Source organism: Serratia proteamaculans, from assembly GCF_008830365.1.
In the GTDB taxonomy this organism is placed as follows: domain Bacteria; phylum Pseudomonadota; class Gammaproteobacteria; order Enterobacterales; family Enterobacteriaceae; genus Serratia; species Serratia proteamaculans.
In genome coordinates this window covers 145,738-162,557 of sequence record NZ_WBKI01000003.1, presented here as the reverse complement: position 1 = coordinate 162,557, position 16,820 = coordinate 145,738, and the positions used below count along the sequence as shown (strand labels likewise).

The window sequence follows — 16,820 nt, the reverse complement described above, 5'->3', positions numbered from 1 at the left end:
GCTATCTTATATATTCATATTGCTTGATTAGCCTATCGACGGCAGTTGGGGCTTTACGTATAGTGTGAGCAATTTTGCTGCCTACACAGGGTTTAACAATGATTATCAGCCTGATCGCTGCCTTGGCGGCGGATCGCGTTATTGGCATGGAAAACGCCATGCCGTGGCACCTGCCGGCGGACTTAGCGTGGTTTAAACGTAACACGCTGAATAAACCGGTTATTATGGGCCGTAAAACTTTCGAATCCATTGGTCGCCCATTGCCGGGCCGTCATAACATCGTTTTAAGCAGCCGTCCCGGCACGGATACCGGGGTGACCTGGGCCACGTCGATTGACGAAGCGCTGGCCGCTGCCGGTGATGTGGAAGAAGTGATGGTGATAGGTGGCGGGCGTATTTACAGCCAGTTCCTGGCTCGCGCTAACCGCATGTACCTGACGCATATCGATGCCGAAGTCGGTGGCGATGCTCACTTCCCGGACTATGAGCCGGACGAATGGGAAACCTCGTTCAGTGAGTTCCACGATGCTGACGAACTGAATTCTCACAGCTATTGCTTCGAGATTTTAGAACACCGCTGATTGCCGGGTGTGAGTCAGACTTCCTGAGGGCGCAAGAGATTGCGTCCTTTGTCGTTTCTGCGGCAAAATTTCCGCTGACTTTTGATTGTAACATTTTCGTCACACTTCCTGATTAGTATGAAGCCCAACTCTGAGCGCCCGGCAACTCTGGTGAATCTCGATCGCGGCGCCATTTAAAAAGGAAGCAAAGCAATGACGAGCAAAATTGAGCAATTAGACGCCGACCGCCTGACCGATCCCACCCGTCGTAAACTGCTGCTGGGCAGCGCCGGTGCCGTTGGCCTGGCCGGCTTCCTCGGCGGTGGCATCTGGACCGTTTCTGCCCAGGCGCTGGCCGAAGACTTACCGCCGAACAAGCTGCTGGGTTTCAAAGGCATCGCGGCCTCAACCGCCGATGAAGTGGCCATTGCACCGGGGTACCGCGCCGAGGTGTTGATTTCCTGGGGGGATCCGCTGGTGGAGGGGGCTGCCGCTTTCGACCCACAGGGTAACAATAGCGCCGCCGATCAGGAAAAGCAGTTCGGTGATAACAACGATGGCATGAGCTTCTTCCCGATTGATGACAATCACGGCGTGATGGCCATCAACAATGAATATGTAAACGAGCAGTATCTGTTCGCCCACGGTGGCAGCAAAGCCACCAGTCTGGAAGACGTGCGTAAATCTCAGGCCGCGCACGGGGTTTCCATCGTGGCGGTACGCCGCACCGGTGACAGCCAGCGTTGGGAAGTGGAGCGCCCGTCGCGCTATAACCGCCGCATTACGGCCAACACCGAGATGCAGTTCAGCGGCCCGGCTGCCGGTCATGCATTGCTGCAAACTGCGGCCGATCCTACCGGCCGCAAGGTTTTGGGGACCTTCGGCAACTGCGCCAACGGTAAAACTCCCTGGGGCACTTACCTGACCTGCGAAGAGAATTATGATACCTATTTCGGCACTCATCAGGCTGACTATAAGACCACGGCGGACCAAAAACGCTACACGCTGAAAGTCAGCGAACCGGAACGCAACTGGCCGGATTACGATGAACGTTTTGACGTGGCGAAGAATCCGAATGAGTTCAACCGTCATGGCTGGATCGTCGAAATCGACCCGATGAATCCTACCTCGACGCCAATTAAACATACGGCACTGGGCCGCTTCAAACATGAAAATGCCGCCGTGACCGTTGCCAAGGACGGTCGCCTGGTGGTTTACATGGGTGACGATGAGCGCGGTGAGCACATCTACAAGTACGTTTCCAAAGGCGTGGTGGACGTGGCTAATCCGGCCAACAATCGCAGCCTGTTGGACGAAGGCACGCTGTATGTGGCGCAGTTTGACGGTGATGCCAGTGGTACACCGCTGAAAGGCACCGGGCGTTGGATTGCGCTGGAGTTCGGCAAAAATGGCCTGACGCCGGAGAACGGTTTCCGTGACGAGGCGGAAGTGCTGATCTTCGCTCGTAAGGCCGCGGCGCAGGTGGGTGCCACCAAGATGGACCGTCCGGAATGGATCGCGGTCAACCCGCATGATGGTCGCGCCTACTGCACATTGACCAATAACAGCAAACGTGGCGAAGAAGGCATGCCATTGAACGCGGCGAACCCACGCCCGAACAATGTCTATGGCCAGATTATTCGTTGGGATGAGGGGGGCGATGCGACGGCAGCGTCATTCTCCTGGGATATTTATGCCCTGTGCGGCAACCCGATTGCGCACCCGGAAGGGGTCAATCGCGGTACGCCAAATATCACGGCCGACAATACTTTTAACAGCCCGGACGGCTTGGGCTTTGATAAGGCCGGTCGCCTGTGGATCCTCACCGACGGTAAATACAGCAACAAGGGCGACTATGCAGGGCAGGGGAACAACCAGATGCTGGTGGGCGATCCGCAGAGCGGGGAGATCCGCCGCTTTATGGTCGGGCCAAAATCCTGTGAACTGACCGGTATTACTTTCACCCCGGATTACAAGACGATGTTCGTCAACGTCCAGCACCCGGGCGAAGAGGGCGATTCTCATTTTCCGAACAATAGTCCGCGTCCACGCTCGTCAGTATTGATGATTACGCGTGAAGACGGTGGGGTGATTGGCGCTTAAGACGAAAACAGTGGGGCGGCGTGGACCGCCCCGACTTGATTATGACGCGACCTGTTGGTGCACGCCATCCAGCAGATCGCGGCGGTGGGCCGGTTGGGTAAAGTACTGCCGGTCTTCCCAGCGCAACATGGTCAGATCGCCTCCCCAGCAACAGCCGGTATCGAGGCCAATAATGCCTGCCGGTGTGCCTTTGCCTTCCAGTGATGCCCAATGGCCAAAGATAATGGTGTAATCGGCATCGACCAATCGTGGCAATTCAAACCAGGGTTTCAGCGGCGCAGGCGCGGTGCCTGGCGCATCTTTGCAGATCATGTCGAGCTGGCCGTTCGGGAAGCAGTAACGCATGCGCGTCAGGGCATTGGTGCTGAAACGCAGGCGTGCCAGGCCACTCAGTTCCGGACTCCAGTTGTTCGGCATATCGCCGTACATGGCGTCGAGGAACAGCGGGTAGCTGTCGCTGCTCAGTACCGCTTCCACTTCGCGGGCGCAGAGCTGTGCGGTTTCAATATCCCACTGCGGCGTAATGCCGGCATGTGCCATCACCAGTTTAAGTTGTTCATCTACCTGCAGTACCGGTTGGCGGCGCAGCCAGTTGATCAATTCATCGGCGTCCGGGGCCTCCAGCAGCGGGGTGATGCGGTCTTTGGGCTTGTTGCGGCTGATACCGGCGTAGACCGCCAGCAGATGCAGGTCGTGGTTGCCCAGCACCATACGTACCGCCGGGCCCAGTGAACGTACGTAGCGCAAGACGTCCAGCGAGCCGGGGCCGCGGGCGACCAGATCGCCGGTCAGCCACAGTTGGTCATACTGAGGATCGAAAGCCACCTGGGCCAATAGCGATTTCAGTTCATCGAAACAGCCATGAACGTCGCCGATAAGGTATGTCGACATAATTAGTGGATCAGCGTTGGAATAGCTAAGCGGAACACCGGAATAGCGGTCTGGAATGGCTGACCCTGATGATCAACCATTTCGTAATGGCCTTCCATGGTACCCAGCGGCGTTTCAAGGATCGCGCCGCTGGTATATTGGAATTCGCCTCCTGGCGGGATGAGCGGCTGTTCGCCGACGACACCTTCGCCCTGAACTTCGGTCTGACGGCCATTACTGTTGGTGATCAGCCAGTAACGGCCCAACAGTTGCACATTGAAACGCCCCAGGTTGCGGATGGTGATGGTATAAGCGAAGACGTAACGTTCTTCCTCAGGTATCGACTGTGATTCCACATAGACACTTTGTACCTGAATACATACGCGGGGCGAATCAATCATGACCACTACTCCTTATTGCTGCGGCGTGGGATTGGCTGAAAGCCAGTTAGCCAGCTTACAGTATTGCGCCACAGAAATATTCTCTGCTCTCAGTATCGGATCGATACCCAACTCCGTCAGTTGCTCCGGGGTGAACAGGTCGCCCAGGCTGTTACGGACGGTCTTCCGGCGTTGGTTGAACGCCTGGGTGGTAATACGGCTCAGCATGCGCACGTCGCCCACCGGGTTCGGGTTCACCAGGTGTGGCACCAGACGCACCACAGCGGAATCCACTTTCGGCGCCGGGGTGAAGGAGGTCGGTGGCACTTCCAACACCGGGATAACGTTGCAGTAGTACTGCGCCATCACGGTCAAACGCCCGTAGGCCTTGCTGTTCGGGCCGGCAACCAGGCGGTTAACCACTTCTTTCTGCAACATAAAGTGCATGTCGCGAATGGCCTGAGTATAGCTGAAAAGGTGGAACATCAGCGGCGTCGAAATGTTATACGGCAGGTTACCAAACACGCGCAGCGGTTGGCCTGCCTGCTCGGCCATTTCGGCAAAGTTCACCGTCATGGCATCTTGCTGGTGAATGGTCAGTTTGTCTTTCAGCTGCGGGTGGTTCGCCAGGCGGGCCGCCAAATCGCGGTCCAGCTCAATCACCGTCATGCGATCCATACGTGCGCCGACCGGCTCGGTCAGTGCGCCCAGGCCGGGGCCTATTTCAACTACCGCTTCACCCGGCATCGGGTGAATGGCGGAGACAATGCTATCGATGACAAACTGATCGGTTAAAAAGTTCTGTCCAAAGCGTTTGCGGGCAAAGTGCCCTTGGTGGACTTTATTATTCATTACAATTAATTATCATTTTAATGGCGAGATTCAAGGCCGTTTTAAAACTGCCTGCATCGGCGGTGCCGGTGCCGGCCAGTTCCAAAGCGGTACCGTGGTCGACCGAGGTACGGATAAAAGGCAAACCGAGGGTAATATTTACCGCCCGGCCGAACCCTTGGTATTTTAGCACCGGTAGACCCTGATCGTGATACATCGCCAGCACCGCATCGGCATGTTGCAGATACTTGGGCTGGAACAGGGTGTCCGCCGGCAGTGGGCCGATCAGATGAATACCTTCAGCACGCAGCGCGTCGAGCGCCGGGATGATGGTATCTATCTCTTCATGCCCCATATGGCCGCCTTCCCCGGCGTGCGGGTTCAGGCCACAGACATAGATCTGCGGTTGAGCGAGGCCAAATTTGGTTTTCAGGTCATGGTCGAGAATGCGGATGACTTCATGCAGGCTTTGCTGGGTGATAGCGCCAGGCACCGCCAGTAAAGGCAGGTGGGTGGTCGCCAGCGCCACGCGCAGCTCTTCAGTCGCCAACATCATCACCACGCGATCGCAACCGCTGCGATCGGCAAAGAATTCGGTATGGCCAATGAATGGCACGCCGGCGTCGTTGATCACGGCCTTGTTCACCGGGCCGGTTATCAGCGCGGCGAACTCACCGTTCAGACAGCCGTCACAGGCGCGCGCCAGAGTTTCCACCACGTAGGCGCTGTTGCCCACGTTCAAATCGCCTGGTACCACCGGATGAGCGGTAGCGACCGGCAACACCGTCAGCGTACCGGCGCGCTGCGGCTGAGCAGGCTGCTGTGGCTGATAGGTGCGCAGTTGCAACGGCAGGTTTAACTGTCCGGCGCGTTCAAGCAACAAGGCCGGATCCGCGCACACCACCAGTTCAACAGGCCAATCTTGTTGCGCCAGCGTTGCCACTAAATCCGGCCCAACCCCGGCAGGCTCGCCGGGGGTGATTACGATGCGATTATTGTTGTGCATTACCGTCAAGGATCTTCACGTAAGCCTGAGCACGTTGTTCCTGCATCCAGGTTTGCGCTTCTTCAGCAAACTTGCGGTTGAACAGCATGCGGTAAGCGCGATCTTTCTGCGCTGCATCGGTTTTGTCGACCTGACGCGTATCCAGCAACTGAATCAGGTGCCAGCCGAAGGAAGAATGCACCGGTTGGCTGACTTCGCCTTTGCTCAGCTTCATCAACGCGTCGCGGAAAGCCGGATCGTAGATGTCTGGAGAAGCCCAGCCCAGATCGCCGCCCTGCAGTGCAGAACCCGGATCCTGAGAAAGCTGTTTGGCTTCGTCAGCAAACTTGGCGCGGCCGCTTTTGATTTCTTCGGCTACCGCTTGCAGCTTGGCGCGTGCTTGATCGTCGGTCAGCACCACAGAAGGTTTCAGCAGAATGTGACGTGCATGAACCTCGGTAACGGACACCGACTGGCTGGAGCCACGGATGTCATTCACTTTCAGGATGTGGAAGCCTACGCCGGAACGGATCGGCCCAACCACGTCGCCTTTTTTGGCGTTAACCAGTCTTTCGGCGAACAGGGTAGGGATTTCCTGCAGCTTGCCCCAGCCCATGTTGCCGCCTTTCAGCGCCTGGGAGTCGGCAGAGTAGGAGATCGCCAGCTTACCGAAGTCGGCACCGCCGTTGATTTCGCCCATCAGTTTTTTAGCCAGGGCTTCCGCGTCGTCCACCTGTGCCTGCGACGGATTTTCCGGCAGCGGGATCAGGATGTGGCTGATGTTCATTTCGGTATCGCTACCGTTCTGAGCGCCAACCTGAGTGGCCAGAGAGTCAACTTCCTGAGGCAGGATAGTGACGCGGCGGCGCACTTCATTGTTACGCACCTCCGTAATCAGCATTTCCTTGCGGATCTGCGAACGGTAGGTGTTGTAGTTCAGGCCTTCATACGCCAGACGGCTGCGCATCTGATCGATGCTCATTTTGTTCTGTGCGGCGATGTTGCCGATGGCTTTGTCCAAATCGGCATCAGAAACGTTGATGCCCATTTTCTTGGCCATCTGCAGCTGGATGTTATCCATAATCAGACGCTCAAGGATCTGGTGACGAAGCGTTTTGTCATCCGGCAATTGTTGGCCGGCCTGCTGCGCATTGAGCTTCACCGACTGCAACAGGGTGCTTACGTCGCTCTCAAGGACCACGCCGTTATCCACGACGGCGGCGACTTTATCCACTTCTTGGGGTGCTGCGAACGCGGTATTGGCACAAACCACCAATCCGAGAATAAGCGTTCTCCAGTTCTTCATACATTTCCCATTATGTAATCCGCAAATGCGGGTTAAAGTTCTCGTTTTCAAAGTGTTACAAAGCATCAAAATGCACGCTGGTAAGGCAGAATGCCGGAACGCAGCATTTCCGCGGAGCCCAGACTGTGATCGCTGCTCAGGCCACGCAGTTCGACGTTGAACGAAACTTTGTTGTCATAAACACTGGTATTGTTGCTGCCATTCCAGTCGGTGATCTTACGCTCATAGCCCAAGGTCACTGCCCAGCAGCAGGTGTTGTACTTCACACCGAGCAACTGATCGGCGGACTGCTTGGCACGGGTGTCGTAATAGTAAGCACCTACGACGGCCCAACGATCGGCGATTGGCCAACTGCCGGTGACGCCCACCTGCGAAATACCGTCCTGATAGGCCGGAACCTGCGTGGTGTTCAGCGCCGTCTCAATATACTCCGGCGTGGCGTAACGGTAGTTCAACTGCAATACACGTTCAGAATCCTGACGGTATTCCAGTACGCCGTTGCCCAGCGAAACGCTATTCAGGCGCGTATCATACTGCAGGCCGCCGCGCAGGCCCCAACGATCGTCGATCTTCCAATAGGTGTCGCCGGCCCAGGCCAGGCTGCCGGTGTCATCATTGTTATCGTAACCCGTGGTTTGGTCACCGGTACGTGAACGGCTGAAGTAGTAGATTTGACCCACGGAAGCATTAAAACGTTCAACCAGAGCGTCATCATAAATTCGCGTGGTCAAACCGGTAGACACGCGGTTCTGTGAAGCGATGCGATCCAGGCCGCTGTAGGTACGGTCACGGAACAGGCCGGAGTAGTCGGTTTGCAGCAGCGTGGTGTCGTAGGTGTAGATATTGCTCTGATCGCGATACGGCACATACAGGTACTGCATGCGCGGCTCCAGGGTCTGGGTATAGCCTTCCGACCAATCCATTGGGCGATCGAACACCATTTTGCCGTCGACCTTGAACTGCGGCAAGACGCGGTTAACCGAGTCTTCAAGACCTGGCGCGTTGTTGCCGGTACGGGTCTTGTAGTTGGCGGCGAAACCGTCAGGAATATCCTGTTGATAGTGGGTCGCCAGCAGTTTGGCTTCGGTGTTCAGACTGCCCCAGCCGTTGGTCAGTGGCAGGCTCAGCGTCGGTTCCATATGCAGACGAGTGGCGTCCGGACTGTAAGGGTTGACGCTGATAAACTTGGCCGCCTGGCCGTAGATGCGGAAATCAAACGGGCCGAGATCGTCTTTATAGTAGTTCAGGTCCAGCTGTGGCTGAACTTTGTACGAGTCTGACCGGCTGCGATCGGTATCGTCATAGATCTGGAACTGTTTGGAACTTAAGGTGGCGTCCCAGTTATCAATGGCGTAGCCGAGGCTGAATTTCTGGGTGGCATAACCGTCGGTGGTGGAACCGTAGGTTGAGTCCAGATCGGTAAAGTATTTGGAATCACTGACCTTGGTGTAGTCGACGTTGAAGCGCCACACCTGGTCCATCACGCCATTGTGGTTCCAGTAGAATAACCAGCGTTTACTGTCGTCAGGGTTGTTCTTGCTGTATTCCTTGTCGTCCGGCAACCAGTCGAATTCCATCAGGCCCAGGCCCGGCTGCACCAGATAGCGAAATTCGTTCTGCAACTGCAGGCCGCGTCGGGACATGTAGTGCGGCGTGATGGTGGCGTCGAAGTTCGGCGCAATGTTCCAGTAATACGGCAGCATAAACTCAAAGCCATTGCTGCTGCCATATTTTGCATTCGGGATCAGGAAACCGGAGCGACGTTTATCACCGACCGGCAATTGCAGGTACGGGCTGTAAAACACCGGCACACCGCCAATCTTAAAGCGGGCATTCCAGATTTCCGCTACCTGTTCTTCACGGTCGTGGATCACTTCGGAACCGACCACGCTCCAGCTGTCGTCACCCGGCAAACAGGAGGTAAAGGTGCCGTTTTCCAGAATGGTGTAACGGTTGGCGCCGCGCATCTTCATCTTGTCGGCGTCGCCACGCCCCTGACGGCCTACCATTTGGTAGTCACCCTCATAGACGTCGGTATCTTTGTTGTTCAGGTTTGACCAGGCCTTCGGGCCTTTCAGCTTGATCTGATTGTCGCTGTAGTGCACATCACCGGTAGCGGTCACGGTGCGCACCGGATCGGTCTGCCCCGGATTTTGCGTCTGGGTCAGTTCCACCTGCTTGGCGGTCAGAGTGCTGTTGCCTTGTTCAATATTTACGTTACCGGTGAACAGCGCACTTTTCGGATAATCCGTGCGAGAGTCATCAGCGTTGATAGTGACAGGCAGGCTGTTGGGGTCGCCGCTGACCAGCGGTTTGTCATAAACAGGAACGCCAAGCATACATTGCTCGGCCAGGTCAGCCAGGGCATGCTGGCTGTAGAGTGCCGTCCAAATCAGTGTGGCCAGCAGTGTTGGGAAACTTTTTTTCATACGCGGTTTTGGTGTTCCGTCATCAGAGGCGTCATGTCCGGCAAACGGTCAGAGACTATATTACTCATCTGCGTTGCGCTAGTGTTAAATCCGGCCGTTTACTTGCGTCGTCGATAGGCGCAAAGATAAATGACAGGTATGATAATCCAAATCCTGAGAAAAATCGCCTTAACCCTCACCTAAGACGGGAGGGAGCAGTCGGCTTTCGGCATGATAATTGAGGAGTATATGCAGTATTGGGGAAAACTGCTCGGGGTCATCGTGGCCATTTGGGCTGGCGCGGGATTCTGGGGTGTAGTTTTGGGGCTGATTGTCGGTCATATGATCGACACTGCGCGCAGCAATAAGCGCAGCCGGGGCTTTTTCGCCGGCCAGCAAACGCGGCAAACGCTGTTTTTCCGCACCACTTTTCAGGTGATGGGTCACCTGACCAAATCAAAAGGACGTGTTACCGAGGCGGATATTCAGATCGCCAGCCTGTTTATGGATCGTTTGCAACTGCACGGTGAAGCCCGTACGGCAGCGCAGCAGGCTTTTCGTGAAGGTAAACAGAGCCAGTTTCCGCTGAGAGAAACGCTGCAGCAGTTCCGCAGCATTTGTTTCGGCCGTTTTGACCTGATTCGGATGTTTCTGGAAATTCAAATCCAGGCGGCATTTGCCGATGGCTCGCTGCACCCGAACGAGCGTCAGGTGCTGTATGTGATTGCTGAAGAGCTTGGCATTTCACGTGCGCAGTTCGATCAGTTCCTCAGCATGATGGAAGGCGGGCGTCAGTTTGGCGGTGGTCAGCAGGGCGGTTATTCGCACGGCGGCTACCAGCAGGCGCAACGTGGGCCTACGCTGGAGGATGCCTGCAAAGTGCTGGGTGTTAGCAGCAGCGACGATGCCACCACCATCAAGCGTGCTTATCGCAAGCTGATGAGCGAGCACCATCCTGATAAGCTGGTGGCGAAAGGTTTGCCGCCGCAAATGATGGAAATGGCCAAGCAGAAAGCGCAGGAAATTCAGGCAGCGTACGACCTGATCAAGCGTGAGAAAGGTTTCAAGTAATAGCGGGCTCTGAATGCCTGACCGGGGCCCAGCATGCTGGGCCCGTCTTTTAATGTCACTCAGAAATCCGGTTCGACGCGAAAGTGCATTGGCGTCTGGAATGCCGGGTGGGTAATTCGCAGTTCCTGTGCATGCAGCTGTAATCTGGGTGCCATGGCTTTGGCTTCTGGAGGGGCGTAGAAACCGTCACCGAGGATCGGGTGGCCCAGCGCCAGCATATGCACGCGTAACTGATGTGAGCGGCCGGTAATCGGCATGAGTTTTACCCGCGTGCTGCCATCGGCATCGCGTGACAGCACCAGATACTCGGTTTGCGCCGCTTTGCCGGTTTCGAAACACACCTTCTGCAACGGCCGGTTCGGCCAGTCACAAATCAGTGGCAAATCTACCAAACCTTCGTCCTGCTCCAGATGGCCCCACACTCGGGCGATATAAGACTTCTTCGGCTCACGCTCGCGGAACTGGCGCTTAAGCTCGCGCTCGGCAGGCTTGTTCAGCGCCACTACAATCACGCCGCTGGTTGCCATATCCAGGCGATGTACCGATTCTGCCGCCGGAAAGTCCGCCTGAATGCGTGTCATCAGGCTGTCTTTGTTTTCCGGCGCACGGCCAGGAACCGACAGCAGGCCGCTCGGTTTGTTGACCACGATAATGTGCTCATCCTGATACAGAATATGCATCGGGCCCTGCGGGGGATTGTAAGGTTCCATCTTGTTGACTCCGCTGAAAGTGACGGTACGGGGAACCACAGTTCCCCGTCGCACAGATTACTGGTGAGTCACGACCACCAGACGGATCGCATCCAGACGCCATCCCGCTTCATTCAGGTTAACCAGTACCTGCTTGCGGTTGAACTCCAGCGTTTCGACTTCGTCATCACGGATGTTCGGGTTGACCGCCTTCAGGGCTTCCAGACGCGCCAATTCGGTGCTCAGCTTGTCATCCGCTTCCTGTTTCGCCAGTTCAATCAGCGCACGGGCCTGCTCTTCAACCAGGCTTTCCGCCTGTTGCAGCATGGCATGCACATCCTGCTGCACCGCGTTGACCAGCTTGCTGGAGGTGTGGCGATTAACCGCGTTCAACTGGCGGTTGAAGCTTTCGAATTCAACCTGTGCCGCCAGATTGGTGCCTTTGCGGTCCATCAGCATGCGGATTGGCGTCGGGGGCAGGAAACGGGTCAGTTGCAGGTGCTTCGGTGCCTGTGCCTCAACCACGTACACCAATTCGACCAGCAGGGTACCGACCGGCAGCGCCTTGTTTTTCAACAGGGAGACCGCACAGCTGCCGGTATCGCCGGACAGGATCAGATCCAGACCGTTGCGGATAATCGGGTGTTCCCAACTGACGAATTGCGCATCTTCACGCGACAAGGCCTGTTCGCGATCGAAGGTGACGGTGCAGCCGTCCTGCGGCAGGCCCGGGAAGTCCGGTACCAGCATGTGGTCGGACGGCGTCAGGACAATCAGGTTGTCGCTGCGATCGTCCTGGTTGATACCGACGATATCGAACAGGTTAAGCGCAAAGCCCACCAAGTTGACGTCGTTATCCTGATTGGCGATGGCTTCTGCCAGTGCTTGCGCTTTCTCACCGCCGTTGGAGTGCATTTCCAGCAGGCGGTCACGGCCCTGCTCAAGTTGCACTTTCAGGTGGTCGTGTTGCTGACGGCAGGCGTGAATGAATTCATTCAGCCCTTCCTGCTCGGTCGGCGATGCCAGGAAACCGATCAGTTGCTCGTAGCCGCTGTCATAAATGGTGCGGCCGGTCGGGCAGGTATGCTCGAAGGCATCCAGCCCTTCATGGAACCAACGGCCCAGTACCGCCTGAGCGGTGTTTTCCAGGTAAGGCACCATGATTTGAATATCATGCATCTGGCCAATACGGTCCAGACGGCCGATACGCTGTTCCAGCAGATCCGGGTTGAACGGCAGATCGAACATCACCAGGTGGCTGGCGAACTGGAAGTTACGGCCTTCAGAACCGATTTCCGAGCACAGCAGCACCTGAGCGCCGTCTTCTTCTGAAGCGAAGTAAGCGGCGGCACGGTCGCGTTCGATAATCGACAAGCCTTCGTGGAATACGGCAGCGCGGATCGCTTCACGTTCACGCAGCACCTGCTCCAGTTGCAGTGCGGTGGCGGCGTGGGCGCAGATCACCAGTACTTTCTCGTGGCGGTTGGCCACCAGGTAATTCAGCAGCCACTCAACGCGTGGATCGAAGTTCCACCAGGTGGCGTTTTCGCCCTCGAACTCCTGATAGATTTGCTCCGGGTACAGCATGTCGCGCGCGCGCGCCTCGACGGTTTTCTTCGCGCCCATGATGCCGGACACTTTAATCGCGGTCTGATACTGGGTCGGCAGCGGCAGCTTGATCTGGTGCAGGTTACGGTGTGGGAAGCCTTTAACGCCGTTACGGGTGTTACGGAACAGCACGCGGCTGGTGCCGTGGCGGTCCATCAGCATGGTGACCAGTTCCTGACGCGCCTGCTCACTGTTGTCACTGTCGCTGTTGGCCGCTTTCAGCAGTGGTTCGATGTCCTGCTCGTCAATCAGTTCACCCAACAGGTTCAGCTTGTCATCGGTCAGACGTTCACCGCTCAGCAGCAGGGTGACGGCGTCGGCCACCGGGCGATATTTCTGCTGTTCGGCGACAAAGTCGTGGTAGTCGTGGAAACGGTTCGGATCCAGCAGACGCAGACGGGCGAAGTGGCTCTGCTGGCCAAGCTGTTCCGGGGTTGCGGTCAGCAGCAACACGCCGGGAATGTGCTCAGCCAGTTGCTCAATCACCTGATACTCGCGGCTTGGCGCGTCTTCGCTCCAGGCCAGGTGGTGGGCTTCATCGACCACCAGCAGGTCCCACTGGGCATCGGCCAGCTCTTCCAGACGCTGCTTGTTGCGGCGCACGAAGTCCAGCGAGCAGATCACCAGTTGTTCGGTTTCAAACGGGTTGCTGCTGTCGAGTTTGGCCTCTGAGTAACGGCTGTCGTCAAACAGTGAGAAATACAGGTTGAAGCGGCGCATCATTTCGACCAGCCACTGGTGCTGCAGGGTTTCCGGCACCACGATCAGTACGCGCTCGGCGCGGCCTGCCAGCAATTGCTGGTGAATGATCATCCCGGCTTCGATGGTTTTACCCAGGCCGACTTCATCCGCCAACAGCACGCGCGGTGCGTGACGCTGACCGACTTCATAGGCGATGTGCAACTGGTGCGGGATCAGGCTGGCACGCATGCCGCGCAGGCCGGCAAACGGCAGACGATACTGCTCGCTCTGGTATTTACGCGCACGGAAGCGCAGGGCGAAACGGTCCATACGGTCGATCTGGCCGGCAAACAGACGGTCCTGCGGCTTGCTGAAGGTCAGCTTGCTGTCCAGCAGCACTTCGCGCATTGCCACACCGCTCTCCTGGGTATCCAGGCGGGTGCCGATATAGGTCAGCAGGCCGTTATCCTCTTTGACCTCTTCCACCTGCAGCTCCCAGCCTTCGTGGTTGCTAATGGTGTCGCCCGGGTTGAACATCACGCGGGTGATTGGCGAGTCATTTCTGGCATAGAGGCGGTTTTCGCCGGTTGCGGGGAAAAGCAGGGTAATCATGCGCGTATCCAGCGCCACGACGGTACCCAGTCCTAATTCGCTTTCCGTGTCGCTGATCCAGCGTTGACCAAGTGTAAAAGGCATATATTGTCGGCTCGATTCTTTAAGTAAGTCTTGTTACCGGGCGAGAAGGCCGCGGCACCCGTATCAAACGTCTGCTAATCCCGATTTATTTTAATATGGCGGGCAATAGCTATTCATCCCATGCATACATCATCGATGGCATGGGTGGAGTGTGGTCCAGAATTTGGGAAGGGCGCTATGGTAATGGAAGGCGGCGCGTTCGTCACCTGCAAAACCCGATGATTTTTCTTAACCCTTCGCCAACGCCCGCATGGCGGGCGGAATGTTAAAACAGGCCCATCTGTCCGGTCACCAGAGTGGTAAAATCGTCATGTAAAAATGGCAGTATGGCGTCAGCCACCGGTTCCAACTGGCGCTCCAGATAATGGGGGTAATCAATTGCCGACTGCTGGGTTTCCAGCGGCTCCGGCCCGGCCACGGTCATCACATAGCTGATCCAGCCGCCGTTCTGGTATTGCAGCGGTCGCCCCTGCTGACGATTATAGTCGTCGGCGATGCGGGCTGCGCGAACATGTGGCGGGACGTTACGTTGATATTCGTCCAGCTTTCTGCGCAGGCGCTTGCGATAGACCAGCCGATCGTCGAAGTCGCCGTTAAGCGTTTGGCTAACGTATTCACGCACAAAATCCTGATACGGCTGCCGTTTGAAAATACGTTGGTAAAGCAGCTGTTGGAACTGCTGTGCCAGTGGTGTCCAGTCGGTACGCACCGTTTCCAGCCCTTTGTACACCATCTCTTCGCTGCCGTCCGGCTTGGCGATCAGCCCGGCATAGCGTTTTTTACTGCCCTGTTCGGCACCGCGAATGGTGGGCATCAGGAAACGCGAGTAATGGGTTTCGAACTCCAGCTCCAGCGCATTTTCCAGCCCGTACTGTTGCTGTAAATGCTGTTGCCACCATTGGTTCACCAGTTGCACCAGGGTCCGGCCTATTTGCGCCGCCTGCTGCTCGTCATGCGGCTGCTTGAGCCAGACGAAGGTGGAATCGGTATCCCCGTAGATCACCTGATAACCCTGAGCCTCGATCAGCTCGCGCGTCTGGCGCATTATCTCATGGCCACGCAGGGTGATCGACGAGGCCAACCGCGGATCAAAAAAGCGGCAACCGCTCGATCCCAGTACGCCGTACAGCGCGTTCATGATGATCTTTAATGCCTGGGACAAGGCTTTGTTCTGTTGACGTTTGGCTGCCTCACGCCCCTGCCAGATCTGTTCGACGATCGCCGGCAGACAGTGTTTGCTGCGCGAGAAGCGTGCATGGCGGAAACCGGGCACCGAATCGGCATCGCCGGGGTGCTGCATGCCTTCCACCAACCCGACGGGATCGATCAGGAAAGTGCGGATGATCGACGGGTACAGGCTCTTGTAATCCAGCACCAGCACCGAGTCATACAAACCGGGCTGTGAATCCATCACAAAGCCACCAGGGCTGTGTTCTTCCGGTTGCTCGCCGAGGTTGGGGGCAACAAAACCCAGCCGGTGCATGCGCGGCATATACAGATTGCTGAACGCGGCCACCGAACCGCCGCTGCGGTCGGCGGCCAGTCCGGTCACCGTGGCGCGCTCCAGCAGGAAGGTCAGCAGATCGGTCTTGGCGAAGACGCGTGTCACCAGTTCGCAGTCCTTCAGGTTGTAGCGTGCCAGCGCCGGTTTGTCTTCGGCAAAGCGCCGGTCGATTTCCGCCATTCGCTGGTAAGGATTGTCGATCGACTTGCCTTCTCCCAGCAGTGTCTGCGACACATGCTCGAGGCTGAAGGAAGGGAAGTTCCAGGTGGCGGACTTCAGTGCCTCGATGCCATCAATAATCAACCGTCCGGCGGCGGAGGCAAAAAAATGGTTCTGCTTGAAACCGTGTTCACGCCACTCCAGCAGATTGCCGCCACGACCAAATCGTAACGGGATTTGGTAACGCTCCGCGTGCTTTTGCAGGACCCGTAAATCGAACTGCACCAGATTCCAGCCAATGATGGCGTCGGGATCGTGTTGTTCCAGCCACTGATTCAGCCGTTCCAACATTTGTGGGCGGCTGACACAGTACTCCAGGTCAAAATCCAGCGCCTCATTGCCACCGTTAGCCGGCCCGAGCATGTACACCTGACGCTGGCCGCAGCCTTCCAGCGCGATCGAGTAGAGTTCGCCATGGGCGGTGGTTTCAATGTCCAGCGAGACCAGTTTCAACGTGGGGCGATATTCCGGTGCCGGCTTCATCTGGCCGTTGATCAGCGGGCCATTGCCGTTGGCCTGGCCGCTGAACCACACCGGTGCGGTGATAAAGCGTTCCATCAGGTAGCGTTCCGGCGGACGGATATCAGCCTCGTAGAGATTGACGCCGCCGTCTTTCAGCAGCCTTTCCAGCTTGATCAACTGACGGTGCTGACGGCAATAGAGCCCCAATACCGGGCGATGATGAAAATCGGTCAGTGGCAGCGGTTTTAGCTCCCATTGGCGTTCTTCACGCAGCAATTGCTCAGCGCGTTGGCGCTGTTCGGCTGGGATAAAGGCGACGGAGGTCTGCGGCGACAGGCGAAGTTGCTGCGGGCCGTGATCGGTCGCCAGCCAAAACTCCACCTCGGTGCCGGCGGGCGTATCACGCCAGTGGCGGGTGAGCAAGAAACCCTGTTGGAGTGACATCAC

The 16,820-nt window shown here is 56.9% G+C and carries 12 protein-coding genes; 3 read left to right on the top strand and 9 right to left on the bottom strand.

All coding sequences use genetic code 11. The features are described 5' to 3' along the window. Positions 1 to 98 precede the first annotated feature (98 nt). Entirely contained in the window at positions 99 to 581 is a 483-nt protein-coding gene (gene folA, locus F8R23_RS14195) for a type 3 dihydrofolate reductase (RefSeq protein WP_099063108.1), read from the top strand. A 192-nt stretch (positions 582 to 773) separates the two neighbouring features. Then, positions 774 to 2,663, top strand: coding sequence for a PhoX family protein (locus tag F8R23_RS14190; protein ID WP_129934215.1), 1,890 nt, complete (start codon positions 774 to 776; stop codon positions 2,661 to 2,663). Positions 2,664 to 2,702: 39 nt separating this feature from the next. On the opposite strand, the gene apaH is transcribed toward F8R23_RS14190, so the two are convergent. The 6 genes from apaH to lptD all read right to left on the bottom strand — a co-directional run bounded on the left by apaH (position 2,703) and on the right by lptD (position 9,464). Next, positions 2,703 to 3,554, bottom strand: coding sequence for a bis(5'-nucleosyl)-tetraphosphatase (symmetrical) ApaH (gene apaH / locus F8R23_RS14185; RefSeq protein WP_129934217.1), 852 nt, complete (start codon positions 3,552 to 3,554; stop codon positions 2,703 to 2,705). A gap of 2 nt (positions 3,555 to 3,556) precedes the next feature. Beyond that, positions 3,557 to 3,934, bottom strand: a complete 378-nt coding sequence (gene apaG / locus F8R23_RS14180; RefSeq protein WP_012005174.1) for a Co2+/Mg2+ efflux protein ApaG — start codon at positions 3,932 to 3,934, stop codon at positions 3,557 to 3,559. A 12-nt stretch (positions 3,935 to 3,946) separates the two neighbouring features. Next, a complete protein-coding gene (rsmA, locus tag F8R23_RS14175; protein WP_085120197.1) occupies positions 3,947 to 4,765 on the bottom strand; it encodes a 16S rRNA (adenine(1518)-N(6)/adenine(1519)-N(6))-dimethyltransferase RsmA in 819 nt (272 codons plus the stop codon). Further along, positions 4,758 to 5,750 (bottom strand): 4-hydroxythreonine-4-phosphate dehydrogenase PdxA, encoded by a 993-nt coding sequence (gene pdxA, locus F8R23_RS14170; protein ID WP_129934219.1) that lies wholly within the window; start codon positions 5,748 to 5,750, stop codon positions 4,758 to 4,760. Before pdxA ends, rsmA begins: the two co-directional genes overlap by 8 nt. Continuing rightward, entirely contained in the window at positions 5,737 to 7,035 is a 1,299-nt protein-coding gene (surA, locus tag F8R23_RS14165) for a peptidylprolyl isomerase SurA (protein ID WP_112347997.1), read from the bottom strand. The genes pdxA and surA overlap by 14 nt, the downstream gene beginning before the upstream one ends. A gap of 65 nt (positions 7,036 to 7,100) precedes the next feature. After that, complete coding sequence (gene lptD / locus F8R23_RS14160) at positions 7,101 to 9,464, bottom strand: LPS assembly protein LptD (protein ID WP_099063103.1); 2,364 nt, start codon at positions 9,462 to 9,464, stop codon at positions 7,101 to 7,103. Between the two features lie 228 nt (positions 9,465 to 9,692). Between lptD and djlA the strand changes: the two genes are divergently transcribed. Beyond that, the gene (gene djlA, locus F8R23_RS14155; RefSeq protein WP_085120201.1) at positions 9,693 to 10,514 is read left to right on the top strand and encodes a co-chaperone DjlA; all 822 of its coding nucleotides are present in this window, start codon (positions 9,693 to 9,695) and stop codon (positions 10,512 to 10,514) included. A gap of 59 nt (positions 10,515 to 10,573) precedes the next feature. On the opposite strand, the gene rluA is transcribed toward djlA, so the two are convergent. From rluA to F8R23_RS14140, 3 genes are all read right to left on the bottom strand, one after another. Further along, positions 10,574 to 11,224: a bifunctional tRNA pseudouridine(32) synthase/23S rRNA pseudouridine(746) synthase RluA gene (gene rluA / locus F8R23_RS14150; RefSeq protein WP_099063102.1), complete on the bottom strand. Its 651-nt coding sequence runs from the start codon at positions 11,222 to 11,224 to the stop codon at positions 10,574 to 10,576. A gap of 57 nt (positions 11,225 to 11,281) precedes the next feature. Beyond that, positions 11,282 to 14,188, bottom strand: coding sequence for an RNA polymerase-associated protein RapA (gene rapA, locus F8R23_RS14145; protein WP_151415733.1), 2,907 nt, complete (start codon positions 14,186 to 14,188; stop codon positions 11,282 to 11,284). A gap of 265 nt (positions 14,189 to 14,453) precedes the next feature. Then, positions 14,454 to 16,817: a DNA polymerase II gene (locus tag F8R23_RS14140; protein ID WP_165366335.1), complete on the bottom strand. Its 2,364-nt coding sequence runs from the start codon at positions 16,815 to 16,817 to the stop codon at positions 14,454 to 14,456. Positions 16,818 to 16,820 lie beyond the last annotated feature (3 nt).

Excerpts from the sequence above, each read along its gene's own strand:
- folA (WP_099063108.1), top strand. The coding sequence starts at position 99 with ATGATTATCAGCCTGATCGCTGCCTTGGCGGCGGATCGCGTTATTGGC.
- F8R23_RS14190 (WP_129934215.1), top strand. The coding sequence starts at position 774 with ATGACGAGCAAAATTGAGCAATTAGACGCCGACCGCCTGACCGATCCC.
- apaH (WP_129934217.1), bottom strand. The coding sequence starts at position 3,554 with ATGTCGACATACCTTATCGGCGACGTTCATGGCTGTTTCGATGAACTG.
- apaG (WP_012005174.1), bottom strand. The coding sequence starts at position 3,934 with ATGATTGATTCGCCCCGCGTATGTATTCAGGTACAAAGTGTCTATGTG.
- rsmA (WP_085120197.1), bottom strand. The coding sequence starts at position 4,765 with ATGAATAATAAAGTCCACCAAGGGCACTTTGCCCGCAAACGCTTTGGA.
- pdxA (WP_129934219.1), bottom strand. The coding sequence starts at position 5,750 with ATGCACAACAATAATCGCATCGTAATCACCCCCGGCGAGCCTGCCGGG.
- surA (WP_112347997.1), bottom strand. The coding sequence starts at position 7,035 with ATGAAGAACTGGAGAACGCTTATTCTCGGATTGGTGGTTTGTGCCAAT.
- lptD (WP_099063103.1), bottom strand. The coding sequence starts at position 9,464 with ATGAAAAAAAGTTTCCCAACACTGCTGGCCACACTGATTTGGACGGCA.
- djlA (WP_085120201.1), top strand. The coding sequence starts at position 9,693 with ATGCAGTATTGGGGAAAACTGCTCGGGGTCATCGTGGCCATTTGGGCT.
- rluA (WP_099063102.1), bottom strand. The coding sequence starts at position 11,224 with ATGGAACCTTACAATCCCCCGCAGGGCCCGATGCATATTCTGTATCAG.
- rapA (WP_151415733.1), bottom strand. The coding sequence starts at position 14,188 with ATGCCTTTTACACTTGGTCAACGCTGGATCAGCGACACGGAAAGCGAA.
- F8R23_RS14140 (WP_165366335.1), bottom strand. The coding sequence starts at position 16,817 with ATGTCACTCCAACAGGGTTTCTTGCTCACCCGCCACTGGCGTGATACG.